Annotated in this window: 19 protein-coding genes; 17 read left to right on the top strand and 2 right to left on the bottom strand. The window is 72.2% G+C overall.

Going from position 1 to position 21,137, the window contains the following annotated elements:
- Positions 1–182 precede the first annotated feature (182 nt).
- Together LG278_RS14290 and LG278_RS14285 are read left to right on the top strand one after the other, a co-directional pair.
- A complete protein-coding gene (locus LG278_RS14290; protein ID WP_404387889.1) occupies positions 183–494 on the top strand; it encodes an acylphosphatase in 312 nt (103 codons plus the stop codon).
- Positions 495–512: 18 nt separating this feature from the next.
- Complete coding sequence (locus LG278_RS14285) at positions 513–827, top strand: chorismate mutase (RefSeq protein WP_404387887.1); 315 nt, start codon at positions 513–515, stop codon at positions 825–827.
- Between the two features lie 8 nt (positions 828–835).
- Here LG278_RS14285 and LG278_RS14280 read toward each other — a convergent pair whose 3' ends face one another.
- Positions 836–1,480 carry an MSMEG_1061 family FMN-dependent PPOX-type flavoprotein gene (locus LG278_RS14280; protein ID WP_404387885.1) on the bottom strand — a complete coding sequence of 215 codons (645 nt, stop codon included), beginning with the start codon at positions 1,478–1,480 and terminating at the stop codon, positions 836–838.
- Positions 1,481–1,593: 113 nt separating this feature from the next.
- On the opposite strand from LG278_RS14280, the gene smc reads away from it, so the two are divergent.
- The 15 genes from smc (at position 1,594) to trmD (ending at position 20,242) form a co-directional block, all read left to right on the top strand.
- On the top strand, positions 1,594–5,178 hold the full coding sequence (smc, locus tag LG278_RS14275) for a chromosome segregation protein SMC (RefSeq protein ID WP_404387883.1): 3,585 nt from the start codon (positions 1,594–1,596) through the stop codon (positions 5,176–5,178).
- Positions 5,179–5,325: 147 nt separating this feature from the next.
- Entirely contained in the window at positions 5,326–5,511 is a 186-nt protein-coding gene (locus tag LG278_RS14270; RefSeq protein ID WP_404387881.1) for a hypothetical protein, read from the top strand.
- 132 nt (positions 5,512–5,643) lie between these two features.
- Complete coding sequence (gene ftsY / locus LG278_RS14265) at positions 5,644–6,867, top strand: signal recognition particle-docking protein FtsY (RefSeq protein ID WP_404387879.1); 1,224 nt, start codon at positions 5,644–5,646, stop codon at positions 6,865–6,867.
- A 252-nt stretch (positions 6,868–7,119) separates the two neighbouring features.
- Positions 7,120–8,529, top strand: coding sequence for an ammonium transporter (locus tag LG278_RS14260; protein WP_404387877.1), 1,410 nt, complete (start codon positions 7,120–7,122; stop codon positions 8,527–8,529).
- Entirely contained in the window at positions 8,526–8,864 is a 339-nt protein-coding gene (locus LG278_RS14255; RefSeq protein ID WP_141819194.1) for a P-II family nitrogen regulator, read from the top strand. The genes LG278_RS14260 and LG278_RS14255 overlap by 4 nt, the downstream gene beginning before the upstream one ends.
- A gap of 73 nt (positions 8,865–8,937) precedes the next feature.
- The gene (locus LG278_RS14250; protein ID WP_404387875.1) at positions 8,938–11,298 is read left to right on the top strand and encodes a [protein-PII] uridylyltransferase; all 2,361 of its coding nucleotides are present in this window, start codon (positions 8,938–8,940) and stop codon (positions 11,296–11,298) included.
- Positions 11,299–11,425: 127 nt separating this feature from the next.
- Positions 11,426–13,060, top strand: a complete 1,635-nt coding sequence (gene ffh, locus LG278_RS14245; protein WP_404387873.1) for a signal recognition particle protein — start codon at positions 11,426–11,428, stop codon at positions 13,058–13,060.
- A gap of 313 nt (positions 13,061–13,373) precedes the next feature.
- The gene (locus tag LG278_RS14240; protein WP_404387871.1) at positions 13,374–14,339 is read left to right on the top strand and encodes a hypothetical protein; all 966 of its coding nucleotides are present in this window, start codon (positions 13,374–13,376) and stop codon (positions 14,337–14,339) included.
- Between the two features lie 192 nt (positions 14,340–14,531).
- Positions 14,532–15,410: an alpha/beta fold hydrolase gene (locus LG278_RS14235; protein ID WP_404387869.1), complete on the top strand. Its 879-nt coding sequence runs from the start codon at positions 14,532–14,534 to the stop codon at positions 15,408–15,410.
- 10 nt (positions 15,411–15,420) lie between these two features.
- Positions 15,421–16,515 carry an amidohydrolase family protein gene (locus tag LG278_RS14230; protein WP_404387867.1) on the top strand — a complete coding sequence of 365 codons (1,095 nt, stop codon included), beginning with the start codon at positions 15,421–15,423 and terminating at the stop codon, positions 16,513–16,515.
- Entirely contained in the window at positions 16,505–17,425 is a 921-nt protein-coding gene (locus LG278_RS14225) for a GNAT family N-acetyltransferase (RefSeq protein ID WP_404387865.1), read from the top strand. The genes LG278_RS14230 and LG278_RS14225 overlap by 11 nt, the downstream gene beginning before the upstream one ends.
- A 184-nt stretch (positions 17,426–17,609) precedes the next feature.
- Entirely contained in the window at positions 17,610–18,080 is a 471-nt protein-coding gene (rpsP, locus tag LG278_RS14220) for a 30S ribosomal protein S16 (protein ID WP_404387863.1), read from the top strand.
- A 2-nt stretch (positions 18,081–18,082) separates the two neighbouring features.
- The gene (locus tag LG278_RS14215; protein WP_404387861.1) at positions 18,083–18,325 is read left to right on the top strand and encodes an RNA-binding protein; all 243 of its coding nucleotides are present in this window, start codon (positions 18,083–18,085) and stop codon (positions 18,323–18,325) included.
- Between the two features lie 181 nt (positions 18,326–18,506).
- Positions 18,507–19,037, top strand: a complete 531-nt coding sequence (gene rimM / locus LG278_RS14210) for a ribosome maturation factor RimM (protein ID WP_404387859.1) — start codon at positions 18,507–18,509, stop codon at positions 19,035–19,037.
- Positions 19,038–19,057: 20 nt separating this feature from the next.
- The gene (gene trmD, locus LG278_RS14205) at positions 19,058–20,242 is read left to right on the top strand and encodes a tRNA (guanosine(37)-N1)-methyltransferase TrmD (RefSeq protein WP_404393661.1); all 1,185 of its coding nucleotides are present in this window, start codon (positions 19,058–19,060) and stop codon (positions 20,240–20,242) included.
- A 17-nt stretch (positions 20,243–20,259) separates the two neighbouring features.
- Here trmD and LG278_RS14200 read toward each other — a convergent pair whose 3' ends face one another.
- Positions 20,260–21,018, bottom strand: coding sequence for an ABC transporter permease (locus tag LG278_RS14200; RefSeq protein ID WP_404387857.1), 759 nt, complete (start codon positions 21,016–21,018; stop codon positions 20,260–20,262).
- Positions 21,019–21,137 lie beyond the last annotated feature (119 nt).

Below are 21,137 nucleotides of genomic sequence, written 5' to 3'. Positions count from 1 at the left end.
AGTGGCGTCGGACAGGAGGCCCGTGCAACCCCGGTGTGCTTGTCGTGAGCATAGTGACGGGTGGGACGCAGGTGACGGAGGCGCGCGGCGCGTCCCGCGCCACCACGCGCCGCCACGGGGGCGCCTCCACGGCGGCACCCACTCGGCCCGCCCGGCCCACCCACCGGCATACCGTGGTGCCCATGGACGTGAACGAGACGGAGCGGCCCGCCCCGGTGCGGGGCACCTTCTTCGTGCACGGTGACGTGCAGGGGGTGGGCTTCCGGTGGTGGACGCGGGCGCGCGCCCTCGAGCTCGGCCTCGTCGGCCACGCCCGCAACACGGTCGACGGCCGTGTCGAGGTCGTCGCCCAGGGCCCGGCCGGGGCGGTCGACCGCCTCCACGAGCTGCTCACCGAGGTGCCGTCGACGACCCGACGGCCCGGGCGCGTCACCCAGGTCGTGGCGCAACGCGGCGGTCCGAGGGACGGAATCGACTCCTTCGTCGAGCGGTGACCCACCTACCCTGACGGAGTGAGCGACGCGACCCGGAGCGGTGACGAGATCCCGACCGAGCTCGCGCGCCTGCGCAGCAGCATCGACAACATCGACGCCGCCCTCGTGCACCTGCTGGCCGAGCGCTTCAAGTGCACCCAGCAGGTCGGCCTGCTCAAGGCCGAGCGGCACCTGCCGGCTGCGGACCCGGCCCGCGAGGAGCGCCAGGTCGCCCGGCTGCGGTCGCTGGCTGACGAGGCCGGGCTCGACCCCGTCTTCGCCGAGAAGTTCCTGTCGTTCATCATCGCCGAGGTCATCCACCACCACGAGCGCATCGCCGCGGGCGAGGAGTAGGCCGCCCGCTAGTAGAGCGTGGCGTCCTGACGGGCGTCGAGCGCCCGGTCGTAGGCCGCGGCCTCGTCGTCGGAGCCGAAGCCACCGGCCTCCCGCGTCATTTGACCGGCGGTCGGCACGGTGCCTGCATCGACGTGGGCGGCGCTGTCCCACAGGCGACTTCGCTTGATCGCCCGCGCACACTGGAAGTAGACACGCTCGACAGTGACGACGAGCACCGAGGCGGGCAGGGCGCCTCGCACCTCGTGCCGGGCGAGCTCGGCCGGGTCGGTCGACACGACGGCGGTGCCGCGCACCCGCAGCTCCTCACCCACCCCGGGCACGAGGAAGATCAGCCCGACCCGCGGGTCGGCCACGATGTTGCGCAGCGTGTCGAGCCGGTTGTTGCCCCGCCGGTCGGGCACGACGAGGGTGCGCTCGTCGCGCACCGTGACGAAGCCCGGCAGGTCGCCCCGCGGCGACTGGTCGAGGCCCCCGTCGCCCACCGTCGAGACGACGCAGAAGGGTGAGGAGGCGATGACGCGCGCGTGCGTCGGCAGGATCGTCGCCGACTCCTTGGCGAGGGAGTTCGGGGCGGGGGACTGGGGATAGACCTCGAGCAGCCGCTCGAGCGACGTCACGGCATACGGGTCGTGGGGGCTCACCGGGCTCACCCCTCCACGGTATGCCGTGGGGCCCGGCAGGCGCTCACCTCCCCGGAGGCGCTCGGTGCGGCTAGTACGCTGACCGGGATCGCCGCTCGCAGGACGAAGGAACCTCACCTCCCGTGTACGTCAAGAGCCTCACCCTGAAGGGCTTCAAGTCCTTCGCCTCGGCGACCCACCTGCGGCTCGAGCCGGGCATCACCTGCATCGTGGGCCCCAACGGCTCCGGCAAGTCCAACGTCGTCGACGCGCTCGCGTGGGTGATGGGGGAGCAGGGCGCGAAGTCGCTGCGCGGCGGCAAGATGGAGGACGTCATCTTTGCCGGCACCTCCGGCCGCGCGCCGCTCGGCCGCGCCGAGGTCGCCCTGACGATCGACAACACCGACGGTGCGCTGCCGATCGACTACACCGAGGTGACGATCGCCCGCACCATGTTTCGCAATGGCGGCTCCGACTACTCGATCAACGGCACCCCATGCCGTCTGCTCGACGTGCAGGAGCTGCTGAGCGACAGCGGCATCGGCCGCGAGATGCACGTCATCGTCGGACAGGGCCAGCTCGACGCCGTGCTGCGGGCCACCCCTGAGGAGCGCCGCGGCTTCATCGAGGAGGCGGCCGGCGTCCTCAAGCACCGCAAGCGCAAGGAACGCGCGCTGCGCAAGCTCGAGACCATGGAGTCCAACCTCACCCGCGTGCAGGACCTCACGGGTGAGATCCGTCGCCAGCTCGGTCCGCTGGGTCGCCAGGCCGAGACCGCCCGCCGCGCCGCCGTCATCCAGGCCGACGCCCGCGACGCCCGCCTGCGACTGCTCGCCGACGACCTCGTGCAGCTCACCTCCACCCTCGAGCAGGAGGTCGCCGACGAGTCGGCCCTCATCGCGCGCCGGACCGAGGTCGAGGCCGCGATGGCCGAGCTCGCGACCCGGCTCGCCGAGCTCGAGTCGGCCGCCGAGCAGGCCCGTCCTGCGCTCACCCGCGCCCAGGACGACTACGTCGCCGTCGGACGCCTCGTCGAGCGGCTCGCCGCGACGCGCTCGCTCGCGGCCGAGCGGGTGCGCCTGCTCTCGGAGGACGACGAGCCCGAGCCGGCCGGCCAGTCACGCGACCCCGAGCAGCTGAGGGCGCAGTCCGCCCAGGTCCGCGACCAGGAGCAGGCCCTCGTCGCCGAGATCGCGGCGGCCAAGGCCGCCCTCGAGGAGGCGGTGCTCGCCCGCACGGCCGCCGAGCGCAGCCACGCCGAGGAGACGTCGCGCCTGGCCCGGGCCGCCCGGGCCGCCGCCGACCGTCGTGAGGGCCTCGCCAAGCTCGGCGGGCAGGTCGGGGCCAGGGCCTCGCGCATCGAGGCCCGCGAGGCCGAGATCGGCCGCCTGCGCGCCACCGTCGAGCAAGGCCAGGCACGGGCCGCCGAGGCCGAGCGCGAGTTCGCCCACCTCGAGGCCAGCGTCGCCCAGGACGAGGAGGGCGAGGAGGGTCTCGACACCGCCTACGAGGAGGCTGCCGAGCGGCTCGACGCCGCCGAGGCCGAGCTCGCCCGCTGGAAAGAGGCCGAGGCAGCTGCCGAGCGAGCCCGCACGACGGCCGCCGCCCGGGTCGAGGCCCTCGAGCTCAGCCTGCGCCGCAAGGACGGCGCCGCTGCGCTGCTCGCCGCCTCCGACGACGCTCACGACATCCTCGGCTCCGTCGCCTCCCTCGTCACCGTCGAGGCCGGGCTCGAGAACGCCGTCGCCGCCGCCCTCGGGTCGGCCGCCGAGGCGCTGGCCGTCGGCTCGCTCGACGCGGCCGCCACCGCTCTCGACGCGTTGCGCGTCGACGACTCCGGCCGGGCCAGCCTGCTCGTGGCCGAGTCGGCCACTCCTGTCGACCCCGGCTCGTGGCCGGCGCTGCCCGAGGGTGCCCGGTGGGCGCGCGAGGTCGTCGAGTGCCCCGACTCGGTGAGCCCGGCAGTGGAGCAGGTGCTCGAGCGCGTCGCCCTCGTGACCGCCGATGCCGACGCCGTCCGCCTCGTCCGGGCACACCCCGGCCTCACCGCCGTCACCCGCGCCGGCGACGTCTATGCCCCGGGCACCGTGCGGGGCGGCAGCACGACGGCCCCGAGCCTGATCGAGCTGCAGGCCGCGTTCGAGGACGCCCAGAGCCGGATGGCCGCGGCTACCCGCGACGGTGAGCAGGCCCGCTTCCGGGTCGCCGCAGCCGAGGCGACCCGCGCCGAGCTGGCCGAGGCCGTTGAGGCGACCCTCGAGCGGCTCAACGAGAGCGACGCCCGGATGGCCGCCATCGCCGAGAAGCTCGGCTCGCTCGGCCAGGCCCTGCGCGCTGCCCGGTCGGAGGTCGAGCGCACCGAGAAGGCCATCGCCGACGCGACCGCAGCCCTCGCGACCGACCAGGCCGAGCACGCAGCTCTGCTCGAACGGCTCGAGGCGGCGAGCGGTGAGGGCGAGATCGAGGCCGACCCGTCGACTGCCGAGCGCGACCGCCTCGACGCGGTGGCCCGCGAGGCCCGCACCACCGAGACCGAGCTACGCCTCGGGCTGCGTACCCGCGAGGAGCGGGCCCGCGCGCTCAAGGACCGCGCCGACGCGCTCGAGCGCAGCGCCCGCCACGAGGAGCAGACCCGGCAGCGCCTCGCCGAGAAGCAGGCACGCCGCCGGCGCGAGGCGGCCGTCGCCGAGGCCGTGCGCACCGCTGCGACCTGGGCCCACGACCTGCTCTCCCGCTCGGCCGAGGAGGCCGGCCGGGTGCGGGCCGCCGGTGAGGCTGCCCGCACCGAGCGCGACGCCGATCTCGCGGTCGTGCGCCGCGACCTCGCCGTGCTGCAGGCCGAGCTGCGCGAGCTCACCGACTCCGTGCACCGCGACGAGGTCGCCCGCACCCAGCAGCGCCTGCGCATCGAGCAGCTCGAGGCGCGGGCCGTCGAGGAGCTCGGCATCGGGCCCGACGTGCTCGTCGAGGAGTTCGGTCCCGACCGGCTGGTGCCCTTCGTGCCCGACCCCGATGCCGACCCCGATGCCGAGCAGCCCGCCCCGGTGCCGTTCGTGCGCGACGTGCAGGAGAAGCGGCTGCGACAGGCCGAGCGCAAGCTCGGCGCCCTGGGCCGCATCAACCCGCTCGCCCTCGAGGAGTTCTCGGCGCTCGAGGAGCGGCACAAGTTCCTCACCGAGCAGCTCGAGGACCTGCGCAACAGCAAGCGCGACCTGCTCGACATCGTCAAGGAGGTCGACGAGCGCGTCGAGAAGGTCTTCGCCGAGGCCTTCGCCGACACGGCCGTGCAGTTCGAGCGCGTGTTCCAGCGGCTCTTCCCCGGCGGCGAGGGTCGCCTCGTGCTCACCGACCCGGGCAACATGCTGACGACCGGCCTCGAGGTCGAGGCCCGGCCGCCGGGCAAGAAGATCAAGCGGCTCTCGCTGCTCTCCGGTGGCGAGCGCTCGCTCGTCGCGGTGGCCCTGCTCGTCGCGATCTTCAAGGCTCGGCCCTCGCCGTTCTACATCATGGACGAGGTCGAGGCGGCGCTCGACGACGCCAACCTGGGGCGGCTCATCACCCTCTTCGAGGAGCTGCGCGACAGCTCGCAGCTCATCGTCATCACGCACCAGAAGAAGACGATGGAGATCGCTGACGCGCTCTACGGTGTCAGCATGCGCGGCGACGGTGTGACGACGGTCGTGTCCCAGCGACTGCGCGACGTCGCCGACCAGCAGCGCCCCGCCTGACGGCATACCCCCTGGGGGTGCTCAGCGTTCTGCGCGCCCGACGTGCGGGGGAGTGGGCGGGTATGTCCCTCGACCCCCCGTCGCGCTGCGCGATCGGGTTGCTCCAAACGTTTGCGCCACACAGGTCACATGCGTCACTCTGGTCACATGGCTCTCCTGGTCATTGCGATGCTCGTCATCATCGGTCTCGGTGTGGCGGTCGTCGGCGTCGTCGCGGTGCCTGCGCACCGCGATGGCCGGGACCTGCTCACCACCAAGGGGGAAAGGGTGACGCGTTCCGCCCAGCGGCGGGCCCACACCCTCGGTCGAGGCACGCGCGCACGCACTCCGTGAGCTCGGGCCGACCGCCTGCCCAACCTCTCGACCACCGGCCCGCGCCGGTGGTCGAGCCGCGTCCGGGTCGGCCTCACGGCCCGACCGGTGCCGTATGCCGCCCGGCGGGGACCCGCGCGCCAGCGTGGTTGGATGGGCGGCGTGGAGAACGTCTGGATCTACGTCATCATCGGGGTCGTCATCCTCGCGGGGGCCATCGCCTACGGCGTGAACCTCACCCGCGGGCGCGGCGGCGACACCCGCACCCTCGACCGCGAGGCGCCGGCCGAGCCGCAGCTGCCGGGTGAGGACCTCGACCGCCGGCCGCCGACCGGGGCCACCGACACCCTCGCCCCGCCCGAGACGCCGACGGCACCGGCCGAGGTGGAGACCGCAGGGCCCCCGACGGCGCCTGCGCCGACCGCACCGCCCGAGCCCGTCATCGAGCGTCCCGAGTCGGCCCGCGGCCGGCTCGCCCGCCTGCGCGCCCGGCTCGCCCGCTCCAACAGCGCCCTCGGCAAGGGCCTGCTCGCCCTGCTGTCTCGCGGCAAGCTCGACGAGGAGGCGTGGGAGGAGGTCGAGGACACCCTCATCGCGTCCGACCTCGGCGTCGAGGCGACGACCGAGCTCGTCGAGTCCCTGCGCCTGCGGGTCAAGGTCGACGGCACGACCGACGAGGCCACCGTGCGCGAGTGGCTGCGCGAGGACCTCCTCGGGCTCGTCCAGCCCGAGATGGACCGCCGCATCGCCTCGAGCCGTCAGGGCGACCGGCCCGCCGTCGTGCTCGTCGTGGGCGTCAACGGCACCGGCAAGACGACGACCGTCGGCAAGCTCGCCCGCGTGCTCGTCGCCGAGGACCGCGAGGTGCTGCTCGGCGCCGCCGACACCTTCCGCGCGGCAGCCGCCGACCAGCTCGAGACCTGGGGGGCGCGCGTCGGCGTCGTGACGGTGCGGTCCGACAAGGACGGCGCCGACCCCGCCGCCGTCGCCTTCGACGCCGTCAAGGCCGGCATCGAGGAGGAGGTCGACGTCGTCATCATCGACACGGCCGGACGCCTGCACAACAAGGTCGACCTGATGAACGAGCTCGGCAAGGTCAAGCGCGTCATCGAGAAGCAGAGCCCGATCGACGAGGTGCTGCTCGTGCTCGACGCGACGACCGGTCAGAACGGCCTCCAGCAGGCCAAGGTCTTTGCCGAGGCGGTCAACGTCACCGGCATCGTGCTGACCAAGCTCGACGGCACCGCCAAGGGCGGCATCGTCGTCGCGGTCCAGCGCCAGCTCGGCGTGCCCGTCAAGCTCGTCGGCCTCGGCGAGGGGCCCGACGACCTCGCCCCCTTCGACCCCGAGGCGTTCGTCGACGCGATCATCTCCTGACGCGGACGGCCACCGCGGACGGCCCCTCAGGCGCCGCCGCAGATGCCTCTGCCGATGCCCGGGAGGGGACTCACAGCAGACGCCCAGCGGGCACCCAGACGGCCGTCGGCCGACCGGGTGCCCGCTTTGTCATCTCCAGCATGCGGACCTGCTCCGCGCGTGAAACCATCCGCTTACACCGCCTCGGTGTTGTTAGCACGCCCGTAACAATCGGTGCGGTCCGGTGAAACGGCGCCTCACGACACTCTCCGCATGACACCAGCACTGATGCCCCTCGCGGCAGAACCAGTGATCAACGAGGCCGCGACCGCATTCATGCTCGTCGCCGCTTCGATGGTCCTCCTGATGACCCCAGGGCTCGCCCTGTTCTACGGCGGCATGACCCGCTCGAAGTCCGTCCTCAACATGATCATGATGTCGTTCGGTGCGATGGCCGTCGTCGGCGTCATCTACATCCTGTGGGGCTACTCGATGGCCTTCGGGAACCTGCAGGACGGCACCTCCGACATCGCGGGCCTCTTCGCGAACCCCTTCCACCTCTTCGGCATCGGCGAGCTGATCGGCGGCGGTGAGCGGCTCATCGACGTCTTCGGCGTCGACGTCTACATCCCCGAGATCATCTTCGCCGGCTTCCAGCTGACCTTCGCGGTCATCACGGTCGCCCTGATCAGCGGCTCGCTCGCCGACCGCGTGAAGTTCAGCACCTGGCTCGTCTTCGCCGGCATCTGGGCGACCGTCGTCTACTTCCCGATCTCCCACATGGTCTGGGGCGGCGGCCTGCTCTCCGGAGCCGAGAACGGCCTGTCGGCGCGGATCTTCGGCGCGACCGACGGCGTCGCCAACGTGCTGCCGATCGACTTCGCCGGTGGCACGGTCGTGCACATCAACGCCGGCATCGCCGGCCTCGTGCTCGCCGTCATCGTCGGCAAGCGCATCGGATTCGGCAAGATCCCGATGCGTCCGCAGAACGTGCCGCTCGTCATGCTCGGCGCCGGTCTGCTGTGGTTCGGCTGGTTCGGCTTCAACGCCGGCTCCGAGCTCGCGGCCGACGGCCTGGCCTCGCGCGTCTGGGTCAACACGACCGCCGCGACCTGCGCCGCCATCCTCGGCTGGCTGATCGTGGAGCGCATCCGCGACGGCAAGCCCACCTCGATCGGTGCGGCCTCGGGTGTCGTCGCCGGCCTCGTCGCCATCACCCCTGCCTGTGGCGCCCTGTCGCCGGCCGGCTCGCTCCTGCTCGGTGCGGTGGCCGGTGCCCTGTCGGCTCTCGCCGTCGGGCTCAAGTACAAGTTCGGCTACGACGACTCCCTCGACGTCGTCGGTGTGCACCTGGTCTCGGGCCTCTGGGGCACCATCGGCGCCGGCCTGCTCGCGGTGAGCTCGGGTCTGTTCTATGGTCACGGCTTCCAGCAGCTCTTCCTGCAGATCATCATCGCCGTCGTCGCGCTGCTCGTCTCGGGCATCCTGACCGCCGTCATCGGCCTCGCCCTCAAGGCGACCATGGGATGGCGCATCTCCGAGGACGACGAGGAGATGGGCATCGACCAGTCCGAGCACGCAGAGTCCGCCTACGACATCGGTGGGTTCCCCGCCGGCGGTCGCAACACCTCGGCGCCCCGCCCCCGCGTCGCGTCCGAGCAGGCCGAAGGAGCCAACGCATGAAGCTCATCACCGCCATCATCAAGCCCCACCAGCTCGACGAGGTGAAGGAGGCCCTGGAGGCCTTCGGCGTCGCGGGCATGACGATCAGCGAGGCCAGCGGCTACGGCCGCCAGCGCGGCCACAGCGAGGTCTACCGCGGGGCCGAGTACACCGTCGACTTCGTGCCGAAGGTGCGCCTCGAGGTGCTCGTCGACGACGTCGACAGCTCGGACGTCCTCGAGGTCATCCTCAAGGCGGCCCAGACCGGCCGCATCGGCGACGGCAAGATCTGGTCGGTCCCGGTCGACGAGGTGGTGCGGGTCCGCACCGGCGAGCGCGGCGTCGACGCTCTCTGAGCCTCGACCAACCGCTCGACACGCACGACACAACACGATCAAGACAGCTACCAGGGGACGGCGAGATTCTGACATGACGGATGTGACCTCACGACGTCTGGACCTCGCCGGCACCCGGACCTTCGCGACGCCCGGCGCGGGCCAGACCCGCCGCCGGGCGCTCGCGGAGTTCGGGTTCGGGTGGCTGCAGGAGCTGTGGCGCGAGGCCTGTGCGGGCCGGCGCCACGAGGGTGTCGCCCTCGCCGCGGTGGGCTCGCTCGCCCGCGGCGACGGCGGCCCCCTCAGCGACTACGACCTCGTGCTCGTCCACCACCCGCGAGGCCTGTCGGGCAAGGAGGTCGGCGCCTTCGCCGACAAGCTCTGGTATCCCATCTGGGACGCCGGGGTCCGGCTCGACCACAGCGTGCGCACGGTGGCCGACTGCCGGGCGGTCGCCTCCGACGACCTCTCGGCGGCCGTCGGACTGCTCGACCTCACGCACGTGGCCGGTGACGCCGACGTCGTCAACGCGGCGCGCTCCACCGTGGCGCACGACTGGCGGGCCAACGCCCGCACCCGGCTGGGCGAGATGCACGAGTCGGTCGTGCAGCGCCACGCCCGGCAGGGCGACCTCGCTCACCTCATCGAGCCCGACCTCAAGGAGGCCCACGGGGGCCTGCGCGACATGTCGGTGCTGCGGGCCCTCACGGCCGCCTGGCTCACGGACCGGCCGCACGGCGAGGTCGACGAGGCCTACGAGCGCATCCTCGACGTGCGTGACGCGATCCACGTCGTCACCGGCCGCGGTCGCGACCGGCTGACCCGTGACGATCAGGACGCCTGCGCGGCCCTGCTCGGCTACACCGACTCCGACGACCTGCTCACCGACCTGTCGACCTCCGCCCGCACCATCGCGTATGCCGTCGACAGCACCATCCGCCGCGCCATGCAGTCCCAGCGCGCCCGCACCCTGCGCGTCGGCCCGCGGCGACCGCAGCTCGCCCCGCTCGGCTACGGCCTCTACCGCCACGACGGCGAGGCCGTGCTCGGCCCGTCCGCCGACCTGTCGTCCGACCCGATCATCCCGCTGCGCGCGGCCGTCGTGGCGGCACGCGGCGGCATACCCCTCTCGCCCACGACCCTCAAGAACCTCTCCTCCCAGTCGCCCGCGATGCCCGAGCCCTGGCCCGAGGTCGCTCGCAACCTCTTCGCCGACCTGCTCGCCGCCGGTCCCGGGCTCGTCACGGTGTGGGAGGGGCTCGACCTCGCCGGTGTCGTGGAGCGGTGGATCCCTGAGTGGTCTGCCGTGCGCAGCCGGCCCCAGCGCAACGCCGTGCACCGGCACACGGTCGACCGGCACCTCATCGAGACCGTCGTCGCTGCGAGCGGCATGGTCCGTGACGTCGCTCGCCCCGACCTGCTCATGCTCGCCGCCGTCCTGCACGACATCGGCAAGGTGCCCGGCTCGCGCGACCACGCGGTCACCGGCGCCGAGATCGCCGACGGCGTGCTGCGGCGGATGGGCGCCTCCGACGCCGACCGCGAGATCATCGTGCGGCTCGTGCGCGAGCACCTCACCCTCGTCGACCTGGCCACCCGTCGCGACCCCGAGGACCCGGCGACCATCGCCGCGCTCTCCGAGGCCGTCGACGGCTCGGTGACCACGCTCGACCTCCTGCGCGCCCTCACCGAGGCGGACGCGTCAGCCGCCGGCCCCAAGGCCTGGAGCGACTGGCGAGCCGGGCTCGTCTCACGTCTCCACACGGCCTGCCGGGCGGCCCTCATCGCCCAGTCCGAAGGAGAGGGGGCTCTCGTCGTGGAACCGATCGAGACCCTGCCGCTCTCCGACGAGGCCCTTGACAAGGTCGCCTCCGGGGAGCCCTACGTCACCGTGTCATCACTCGGTGGCGCCCACCGCATCGACATCATCGCCCGCGACCGCGCCGGGCTCTTCGCCGACACCGCCGGCCTGCTCGCGGCGCACGGCTTCATCGTGCGCTCGGCCATCGTCCGCACCGTCGACGGGCTCGCCGTCAACGAGTGGTGGGTCGACTCACCCGGCGGTGAGACGCCATTGCCGGAGATCATCTCCCGCGACCTCTCACGGGTGGCCGCCGGCGACCGCTCGCCGCTCGGCAAGCTCCAGCGACGCAAGGCGGGCGGGGTCCGCAGCCCCGGCTCGGGCTCGGTCGACTCCGCGCGGGCCATGGTGATCAGCAGCGCCTCCGACACCGCGACGGTCATCGAGGTGCGCGCCACCGACCGCCCCGGCCTGCTCCAGGACATCGGCATGACGCTCGCACGGGCCTCGCTGTCGGTGCGGTCGGCACACATCGCCACGTATGCCGGCCAGACGCTCGACACGTTCTACGTGACCGAGTTCGGGGGCGGGCAGCTCGCCCCGGCCCGGGCCGCGCAGGCCGTCGCGATGATCATCGACACCTGCGACGCCTGACCCCCGACCCACCGGGGGAGGCGGCCCGGCGCTGGGACGAGTCGGACGGCATACCGGCGTGGTGGGGTGGGCTGCTGGCGTGGACGGCCGAATCGGCACCCGGCGTGGGAGCGGATAACCTTGCCGGGTGTTCGCATCCCTGTCTGACCGGCTGACCGCCACCTTCAAGAACCTGCGCGGCAAGGGCCGCCTGTCGGAGTCCGACGTCAACGCGACGGTCCGTGACATCCGGCTGGCGCTGCTCGACGCCGACGTGGCGCTGCCCGTCGTCAAGCGGTTCACCGGCCGGGTGCGCGAGCGCGCGCTCGGGTCCGAGGTGAGCCAGGCGCTCAACCCCGCCCAGCAGGTCGTCAAGATCGTGCAGGAGGAGCTCGTCGGGATCCTCGGCGGGCAGACCCGACAGCTCGTGCTGGCCAAGCAGCCGCCGACCGTCATCATGCTCGCCGGCCTGCAGGGCTCGGGCAAGACCACCTTCGCCGGCAAGCTCGGCAAGTGGCTGAAGGACCAGGGACACACGCCCCTGCTCGTCGCCGCCGACCTGCAGCGCCCCAACGCGGTGACCCAGCTCGAGGTCACCGGTGAGCGTGCGGGTGTGCCGGTCTTCGCTCCCGAGCGCGGCAACATGGGCGGGCACGACGCCGTGCTGGGCTCCAGCGAGGGCACCCGCTCGTTCGGTGACCCCGTCGCCGTGTCGCGGATGGGCATCGAGCAGGCCCGCGCGAAGCAGTACGACGTCGTCATCGTCGACACCGCGGGCCGTCTCGCGGTCGACGCCAACCTCATGCAGCAGGCCGCCGACATCCGCGAGGCGATCCGCCCCGACGAGGTGCTCTTCGTCATCGACGCGATGATCGGCCAGGCCGCGGTCGAGACGGCGCAGGCCTTCCATGAGGGCGTGGCCTTCACCGGTGTCGTGCTCTCCAAGCTCGACGGGGACGCCCGCGGTGGTGCGGCGCTCTCCGTCGCCGAGATCACCGGCGAGCCGATCATGTTCGCCTCGACCGGTGAGAAGGTCACCGACATCGAGGTGTTCCACCCCGACCGCATGGCCAGCCGCATCCTCGACATGGGTGACGTGCTGACGCTCATCGAGCAGGCCGAGAAGGCGTTCGACAAGCGCCAGGCCGACGAGATGGCGCGCAAGTTCATGGCGGAGGAGGACTTCACCTTCGAGGACTTCCTCCAGCAGATGAACGCCATCAAGAAGATGGGCTCGCTCAAGTCGATGCTCAAGATGATGCCGGGCATGCAGGGCATGCGCGACCAGCTCGACGCCTTCGACGACCGCGAGTTCGACCGCGTCGAGGCGATGGTCCGCTCGATGACGCCGTTCGAGCGCACCCACCCCAAGCAGATCAACGGCTCGCGCCGCGCCCGCATCGCCAAGGGCTCCGGTGTCACCGTGACCGAGGTCAACCAGCTGCTCGTCCGCTTCGGCGACGCCCAGAAGATGATGAAGTCGATGGCGCGCGGCGGAGGAGGCGGCCTGCCGGGCATGCCCGGGGTGCCCGGCACCGGCAAGCGCGGCCGCCCGCAGCAGCCGCAGCGCAAGAAGAGCAAGAGCGGCAACCCGGCCAAGCGCGCTGCCGACGAGCGTGCTGCTGCCGAGAAGGCGGCGTCGGGCCGGTCGGCAGCTGCGGCCAGCGCCTTCGGTGTGCCCGGCGCTGACGGTGCTGGCGCCGCCCAGGGCGATGACCCGATGGCGGGCTTCGACCCCAACAACCTGCCGAAGGGCTTCGAGAAGTTCCTCGGCGGCCGCTGACCCACACCGGCGTCGGGCCGCCCTCGCCTCCGCCACCAACCCCACCTGCAGACTGATCCGCAGACTGATCGCCTCAGGCCTTCAATCTGCGGATCAGTCTGCGTTCGGTGTCGTCATGGCAGCACCAAACGCAGACTGATTCGCAGACTGATCCTGAGATCAGATCAGTCTGCAGATCAGTCTGCGGGGGCAGCTGTCCATGACCTGTCGGCACCGCGGCCGACATCCACACCTCCCTCGGCGCTGACGTTCTCATCCACAGGTTCCATCGCCTCTCCTCGTCTGACGCCGACTCGGGCAGACGCTGCGGCCTATGCAGATTCCTGACGAGGTCCGAGCACTGGCAGAGGCACAGTCCGGCGTGGTGAGCCGCGCACAACTCGAGGCGGCGGGTGTGCCGCCGGGGCTGATCCGGTGGCACAGCGGCAGACACTGGCGATCGCTTCTGCCCGGGGTGCTCATGCTCAACACGGGAGCTCTGACTGACCTGCAGAGGCTGGTCGCGGCGCAGCTCTATGCGGGGCCGGCAGGTTGGCTTCGGGGAGAGACGGCCCTCGCGATCCACGGCGGGGGACCCACGGGTTTGCGCTCCCCGGTCCAGATGTTCGTCCCTCACCCGCAGCGATCACGTCGCGTCATGTGGCTGTCGATCGCTGCGACGCGCCTCACCAATGAACGCGTCATCGACCGTGGCCCGCTCAGGATCTCCTGCCGTCCGCGGGCTGTCGTGGACGCTGCAGCCGACGTGGCCGACGAACGGCAGGCGCGGGCGATCATCGTCGGTTCCATCCAGGAGCGGTTCGTCCGGCTCGCGGATGTGCAGCACTGGGTCGGGGTTCGGCGCCGCAACGGGTCGGTTCGGCTCACCGCGGCCCTGGCCGAAGCCGCCACAGGTGCGTGGTCCTTGCCGGAGTCGGACCTTGCTCGTGTCCTGCGCCGATCACCGAGGCTGGCAGGACTCTGGGCCAACCCTGCCGTCACCACCAGCGACAAGGTGCCTCTGACGACGCCGGACCTCTGGATCGACGAGGTGGCGCTCGCGATCCTGGTCCACTCCCGTCGTTTCCACTCGGAGGTGCTCGACTGGGACGCGACCGTGCTGGCGGACAAAGATCTTCGGGATGCCGGAGTCGAGGTGGTCCCACTGACGCCCAACGTGATCGCCAACGATGCGGACACCTGCCTCCAGGCGGTGCTCGCCGGTCTGGATCGCGCCATGTCGCGCCCGAGGCCACCCGTGATCGCCACACCCCGTGATGCCTGGGCATGGGTGGGCTGAGGATCAGGCTGCAGATCAGTCCGCGTCCGGTGTCGTCAGAGCAGCCCCAACCGCAGACTGATCCGCCGATTGATGCCGACCACCGTCTGACTGCAGATCTGTCTGCGGATCAGTCTGCGGTTGGGGTTGTGGCAGCCGCCGCGGTGCGGGAAGGGCCAAGCAGGAGGCGGCACGCGGCATACGCTCGGGGGCGTGGTCACCACCGACGGGCTCGGGCAGGTGCGGTTGCCGGACGGCCGCACGCTCGACGTGTGGCAGGGCGGCGACCCTCGAGGGCTGCCGGTGGTCTACTTCCACGGCACTCCGGCCGGTCGCCTCCAGGCCGCGCTCGGCGACGGGGCGGCCCGACGTGCGGGGGTGCGGCTCGTCGCCTTCTCGCGGCCGGGCTACGGCGCCTCCTCCGACACGGCCACCACCCTGACCTCGGTGGCGCGGGACACCCTGGACCTCGCCGACCTGCTCGGCATCGGCGAGCTCGGCACCCTCGGCGCGTCGGGCGGCGGGCCGTTCGCCCTCGCGACGGCGGCCGTCGATCCCGGCCGGGTGACCGCTGTCGGAGTCGTCGCGGGCGTCGCGTCCCTCACCGCCCTCGACCCCACGATCTGCGACGACCCCGCCGTGCGCCTCGCCCGCGCCGGCGACATGGACGGCGCCGTGACGGCCAACGACACGCAGTTCGGCGCGCCGCTCGACGTCTCGACCGACGTGCGCGACGAGCAGGTGGTCGGCGCGCTGTCGGCCCTGGCGCCGGGGGAGGCCCCGCTGCCTCCCGAGATGCTCGAGCCGTGGGCCGCAGACCTGCGCGACGCCCTCCCGACCTACCGCGGCGCCTCCCGCGACTCGCTCGCCTTCGCCGTCGGGTGGGACGTCGACCTCGGGGCCGTCACCGCGCCCGTGTGGCTCTGGTACGGCGACCGCGACCAGCTCGTGCCGCTCGAGCACGGTCGGTGGCTGCACGAACGGCTGCCCACCTCGACCCTCGTCGTCCGCGAGGGCGCCGGGCACCTCGCCACGCTGATGCCCTACTGGCACGACATCCTCACCACCCTCACCCGCAACCGGTCTCGATAGGGTCATCGACATGAGTGCACCGGTGCTCCATGTCAGAGGCCAAGTCCTCGTCGGCCCCGACGAGACGGTCGACGAGCTGTGGGTCATCGATGGCAAGGTGACGTTCACGGCGCCGAGCAGCCGGTATGCCGCCGACGTCCAGACGCTCGAGGGCTGGGTGCTCCCGGGGCTCGTCGATGCTCACTGCCACGTCGGGCTCGGACCGCACGGCGAGGTGCCCCGCGAGGAGGCGGAGCGGCAGGCCCGCACCGACCGCGACGCCGGCACGCTCCTCATCCGCGACGCCGGCCAGCCCGGTGACACGCGCTGGGTCGACGAGCGCGACGACTTCCCAAAGATCATCCGTGCCGGCCGCCACATCGCCCGCACCCGCCGCTACATCCGCAACTACGCCCACGAGGTCGAGGAGGCCGACCTCGCCCGGCACGTGCGCCTCGAGGCGCACCGCGGGGACGGGTGGGTCAAGCTCGTCGGCGACTGGATCGACCGCGACGTGGGCGACCTCGCGCCGAGCTGGAGCCGAGCGGCCGTCGCCGACGCCGTGGCCGCTGCCCACGAGGAGGGCGTCCGTGTGACGGCGCACTGCTTCGGCGAGCAGTCGCTGCGCGATCTCGCCGCCGCCGGCATCGACTGCATCGAGCACGCCACCGGTCTGCAGGAGGACTCGATCGACACCTTTGCGGCACAGGGGATCGCCATCGTGCCGACCCTCGTCAACATCGCGCACTTCCCCGACCTCGCTGCCCCGGCCGCCGAGAAGTTCCCCGACTACCATCGCCACATGCTCGACCTGCACGACCGGCGCTACGCCACGATCGGCGCCGCCCACGAGGCGGGGGTGCCCATCTACGTCGGCACCGACGCGGGCGGCAGCCTGCCGCACGGACTCGTCGGTGCCGAGATGGTCGAGCTGACCAAGGCGGGCCTGTCGAACCACGAGGTCGTCTCGGCCGCGACCTGGGGGGCGCGCGAGTGGCTGGGCCGACCCGGTCTCGTCGAGGGCGCCGACGCCGACCTCGTCGTGCTGCGGTCGGACCCACGCGACGACGTCGGCACGGTCACCGACCCCTCCGGTGTCGTCCTGCGAGGTCGCGTTGTCCTCTGACACCCGCCCCGCCGACGAGCCCCTGACGGCGATGGGGGAGCGCGTCCTCGTGCGCCCGCCCACCGCGGCCGACGAGACGGCATACGTCGAAGCGGTGACCCGGTCGAGCCGCCGGCTCGCCGACTTCGCGATGCCCGACCCCCACAACCTGCCGACCGTGCTCGGGAGCCAGTCGGCGGTCTACCGCACGTTCATGGTCATCGCGCGCGAGCCCGCCGGCGAGCACGGACTGGTCGGGCGGATCAACGTCGCCAACGTCGTGCGCGGGGCCTTCCTCAGCGCGACGATCGGCTACGACGCCTACGACCCGTATGCCGGCCGCGGCCTCTTCGTCGAGGGGCTCACCCTGGCGCTCGACCTCGTCTTCGCCGACGAGCCGACGGGGATGGGCCTGCACCGGATCGAGGCCAACATCCAGCCGGCCAACGCGCGGTCGGCCGGTCTCGTGCGCTCGCTCGGCTTCGTCCACGAGGGCTACTCCCGCTCGTTCCTGCACCTGCCGGGGATCGACGGCAGGCGGGGGTGGCGCGACCACGACCGCTACGCGATGCTCGCCTCGGACTGGCCCGCGGCGCCCTACCGGCCGCACGGGCACCGCCGGGTGGCGTGCATCGTCACGGGTGCGGCGGGCTACGGCGGCACGACTTTGGCGGCAGCCCTCGCCGTCGAGCTCGCCGTGCCGCTCTACTCCGCCAACACCGTGCCCCAGACCGCGACGCTCTTCGAGCTGCTCCGGTCGTCACCGGTGGGGGGTGTCGTCGAGTGCCGGGCCACCGGCCCCGAGCTGCGGATGGGCCTCGCCCGGGCCGGCTTCGACCCGGCGGTCGTGCCGGTGATCGACACCGCGGTCGACGTGCCCAAGGCAGAGGTCGTGCGCCGGGCGCTCGCGGTGCGCACTGCCTTCGCGTGAGGGGCCGACGCTGACCGGCAGCCGTCGGTTCGGAGCACCCGCCGGAGTCTGGCAGAATGGACGGCTGTACCCGTCGGGCCAGAACTCTCTCGCCTGACCCGGACGCCTACACCGGGCAGTCGGCCCCCCACGCACCTCTGCGTGGTCTTGCCGCGCTCACAACACGGAAGAGGAAACCACACCAGTGGCCGTCAAGATTCGTCTCAAGCGCATGGGCAAGATCCGTGCACCGTTCTACCGCGTCGTCATCATGGACTCGCGCACCAAGCGCGATGGCCGGGCCATCGAGGAGATCGGCAAGTACCACCCCACCGAGGAGCCCTCGCTCATCGAGATCGACATGGAGCGCGCCCACTACTGGCTCGCCCAAGGCGCCCAGCCCACCGAGGCCGTCGCAGCTCTGCTCAAGGTCGTCGACGGTGGCACCCTGAAGACCAAGGAGCCCAAGACGGCGAAGAAGGACCTCTACGAGGCCGCTCTCTCCGCCGCCGGCAAGTCCGACGACGGTGGCTCGCGCAAGAAGGCCGAGAAGAAGGCCGACGCCCCCAAGGCCGACGCCGCCAAGGCCGAGGCTCCCAAGGCTGACGAGGCCAAGGCCGACGCGCCCGCGGCCGACGAGGCCACGAGCGACGACACCGCCAAGGCCGAGGCCTGAGCATGATCGAGGAGGCCCTCGAACACCTCGTCAAGGGCATCGTCGACCACGACGAGGATGTCGTCGTGCGCCGCAAGGAGCTGCGTCGCGGTGAGCTGCTCGAGGTCCGGGTGCACCCCGACGACCTCGGCCGCGTCATCGGCCGCTCCGGCCGCACGGCGAGCGCCCTGCGCACCGTCGTGGCCGCCCTCGCGGGCAACAGCAGCATCCGGGTCGACATCGTCGACACCGACCGCGAGCGCTGAGGGGCCCGGCGCCAGCGCCACCTCCAGCACCGCACGAGAAGGGGCGCTCCGGATCACCGGGGCGCCCCTTCCGCACGCCGTCACCCCGTGACGCTGAGTGCCCCACTGCCGTATGCCGTCCGGCCCCCAGCCGCTCCCGGCACCGGTGCGCCGCCCCGACCAAACCTGAGAGGATGCCGACATGAGTCTCGTCCTCGCCCGGATCGGCAAGCCCCACGGTCTGCGGGGAGAGGTCACCGTGCGCCTGCACACCGACGAGCCCGAGACCCGCTTCCCGGTCGGCGCCGTCATCGAGACCGAGGCCGACCCGGGGTCGGGGGTGCCCAAGGCGCTGACGATCGCCTCGACGCGCGTGCACAACGGCGTCTGGCTCCTCAGCTTCGCGGAGATCCCCGACCGCACCGGCGCCGAGGGCCTCCGGGGCACGCGGCTCGTGTCGGAGGAGGCCGCGCCGGCGACCGACGACGAGGACGCGTTCTACGAGGACGACCTCGTCGGGCTCGAGGTGCGTGACCCGGGCGGCGCCGTGGTCGGCACCGTCACCGGGCTCGAGATCGGTGCGGCCCAGGACCGGCTCGTCCTGACGCTGACCGACGGCGTGACGGCCTACGTGCCCTTCATCCGGCACATGGTGCCCGTGGTGGCCGAGGACCACGTCGTGGTCGACCCGCCCGCCGGCCTCTTCGACCTCTACCGCGAGGGCGCCGAGTGAGCCCTGACGGCGGGCCTGCGCTGCGCATCGACGTCGTCTCGATCTTCCCCGACTACCTGGCCGCACTGGACCTGTCGCTCATCGGCAAGGCCCGCGAGGACGGCCTGCTCGACGTCCGCGTGCACGACCTGCGCGACTTCACGCACGACCGGCACCGCACCGTCGACGACACCCCCTACGGCGGTGGGGCGGGCATGGTGATGAAGGCGCAGCCGTGGGCCGAAGCGCTCGACCACGTTGTCGCGCAAGACGATTCGAGCGCGTCTGCCATGCGTCCCCACCTGGTCGTGCCCGGTCCGGGAGGCGCCCCCTTCACGCAGGCCATGGCCCGCGAGCTCGCGCAGGAGCCGTGGCTGGCCTTCGCGTGCGGCCGCTACGAGGGCATCGACGAGCGCGTCTACGAGCACGCGCGAGAGACCCTCGGGCTCGGCGTCTCGGTCGTCAGCCTGGGTGACTACGTGCTCAACGGTGGCGAGGTGGCCGTGCTCGCGATGGTCGAGGCGATCGGCCGCCTCGTGCCCGGCGTCATCGGCAACGCCGAGTCGCTCGTCGAGGAGTCGCACGAGGACGGCCTGCTCGAATACCCCATCTACACCAAGCCCCGCGAGTGGAACGGCCGCGAGGTGCCACCGATCCTGCTCTCGGGCAACCACGCCGCCATCGCCGCCTGGCGCCACGAGCAGCGACTCACCCGCACCGCCGCCCGTCGCCCCGACCTGCTGCACGCCTCGCACGGAGAGGGGGAGGCCGAGATCGCCGCTGCCACTGCGGCCGACGTGCCCGAGCTCAACGTGCTCTTCAAGGCCTGCTGGGTGCAGGAGGCGCTGCTCAACGACACCCTCGACATCCCGGCCCTGACCGAGAGCCTCGACGACGTGCGGGCCAGCCTCGACACGACGCAGACCTGGGTCGCTCGCAAGGGCGGTCGCCTCGTCGGCGCGGTGCGCACCTCGCGGCACGGTGACGACTGGTTCATCGGTCGCCTGTGCGTCGTGCCCGACCTGCGCGGCCGGGGACTCGGCCGGCGCCTCCTCGAGCATGCCGAGTCGACTGCCCCGGACGGCATACGGACGATGTCGCTCGACACCGGCGCGCTCAGCGCCGACAACCTCCGGATGTACAAGAAGGCCGGCTACCGCGTCGTGACCGATGTGGTCGACGTGCCCACGGGCGCCGTGCACCTGACCAAGCGGCTGGGGCGCTGAGGCCGGGCCGTCTGTCCTCAGGAGACGAGTGACGCGCGGAGGTCCGGTGCGAGCATGAGCCGGCGGCGGATGAGCTCGGCCTGCACGCCCGCCGTGATCGCCTGCGTCGCCATGATGGCAAAGAGGACGAGCACCTGGGCCGTCGCTGCCTGCACCGCACTGCCGCCGCCCAGCATGACGCCGATGAAGGCGCCGGGGAGGGTGACGATGCCGGACGTGCGCACCTGGTCCAGGCTCGGCACGATGCCCTCGGGCACCCGGCGCGCGATCACCTCGTCGATGGCCTGGTGGGAGGTCAGACCGAGCGCCAGGCAGGCCTCGTACTGCCCGTGCTCCTCGCGCAGGGCTGCGAACGTGCGGCGGCCGACGAGCGTGTGCACCGTCATCGTGTTGCCGATGACGATGCCGCCGACCGGGATGAGGGCGACGCCGACGAAGGGCACGGCGCCACTGAGGAGCAGGATCGCGACCACGGGCACCACACCGCAGGCCATCGACGCCGCCGCCCAGTGCCAGGCCCGGGGTGCGCCCACCCGACGGGCGGTCGTCACTGCCGCCGTCGTGAACATGACACCGACGGCCAACAGCGACAGCCAGATCGAACGCACGACCGCCGTGATGACGAGAGCCACGAGTCCGAGCTGCACGATCGCGCGCACCCCCGCCACCGCCGCCTCGCGGTCGAGGTCGATGCGCCCGAGGCGGTTGGCGAGGACGGTGACGGCGAGGAGCACGACGAGGGCGACGGCCACGGGCCAGCCGGGTGAGATGTCCACGGCGCCACCGTAGGCTCGTCGGGGTCGCACGGGCACCTGGCCCCGTGGGCCGGCCGATTTCTGGTATGCCGTGTGCTCTGGCAGACTTGACCCTTGCGTCCTGACTCGATGGCCCCTGC

This window comes from Humibacillus xanthopallidus (assembly GCF_044793955.1).
Classification (GTDB): domain Bacteria; phylum Actinomycetota; class Actinomycetes; order Actinomycetales; family Dermatophilaceae; genus Humibacillus; species Humibacillus xanthopallidus_C.
The sequence above is the reverse complement of the archived record's forward strand: the minus strand, read 5'-3'. Positions and strand labels throughout refer to the sequence as shown.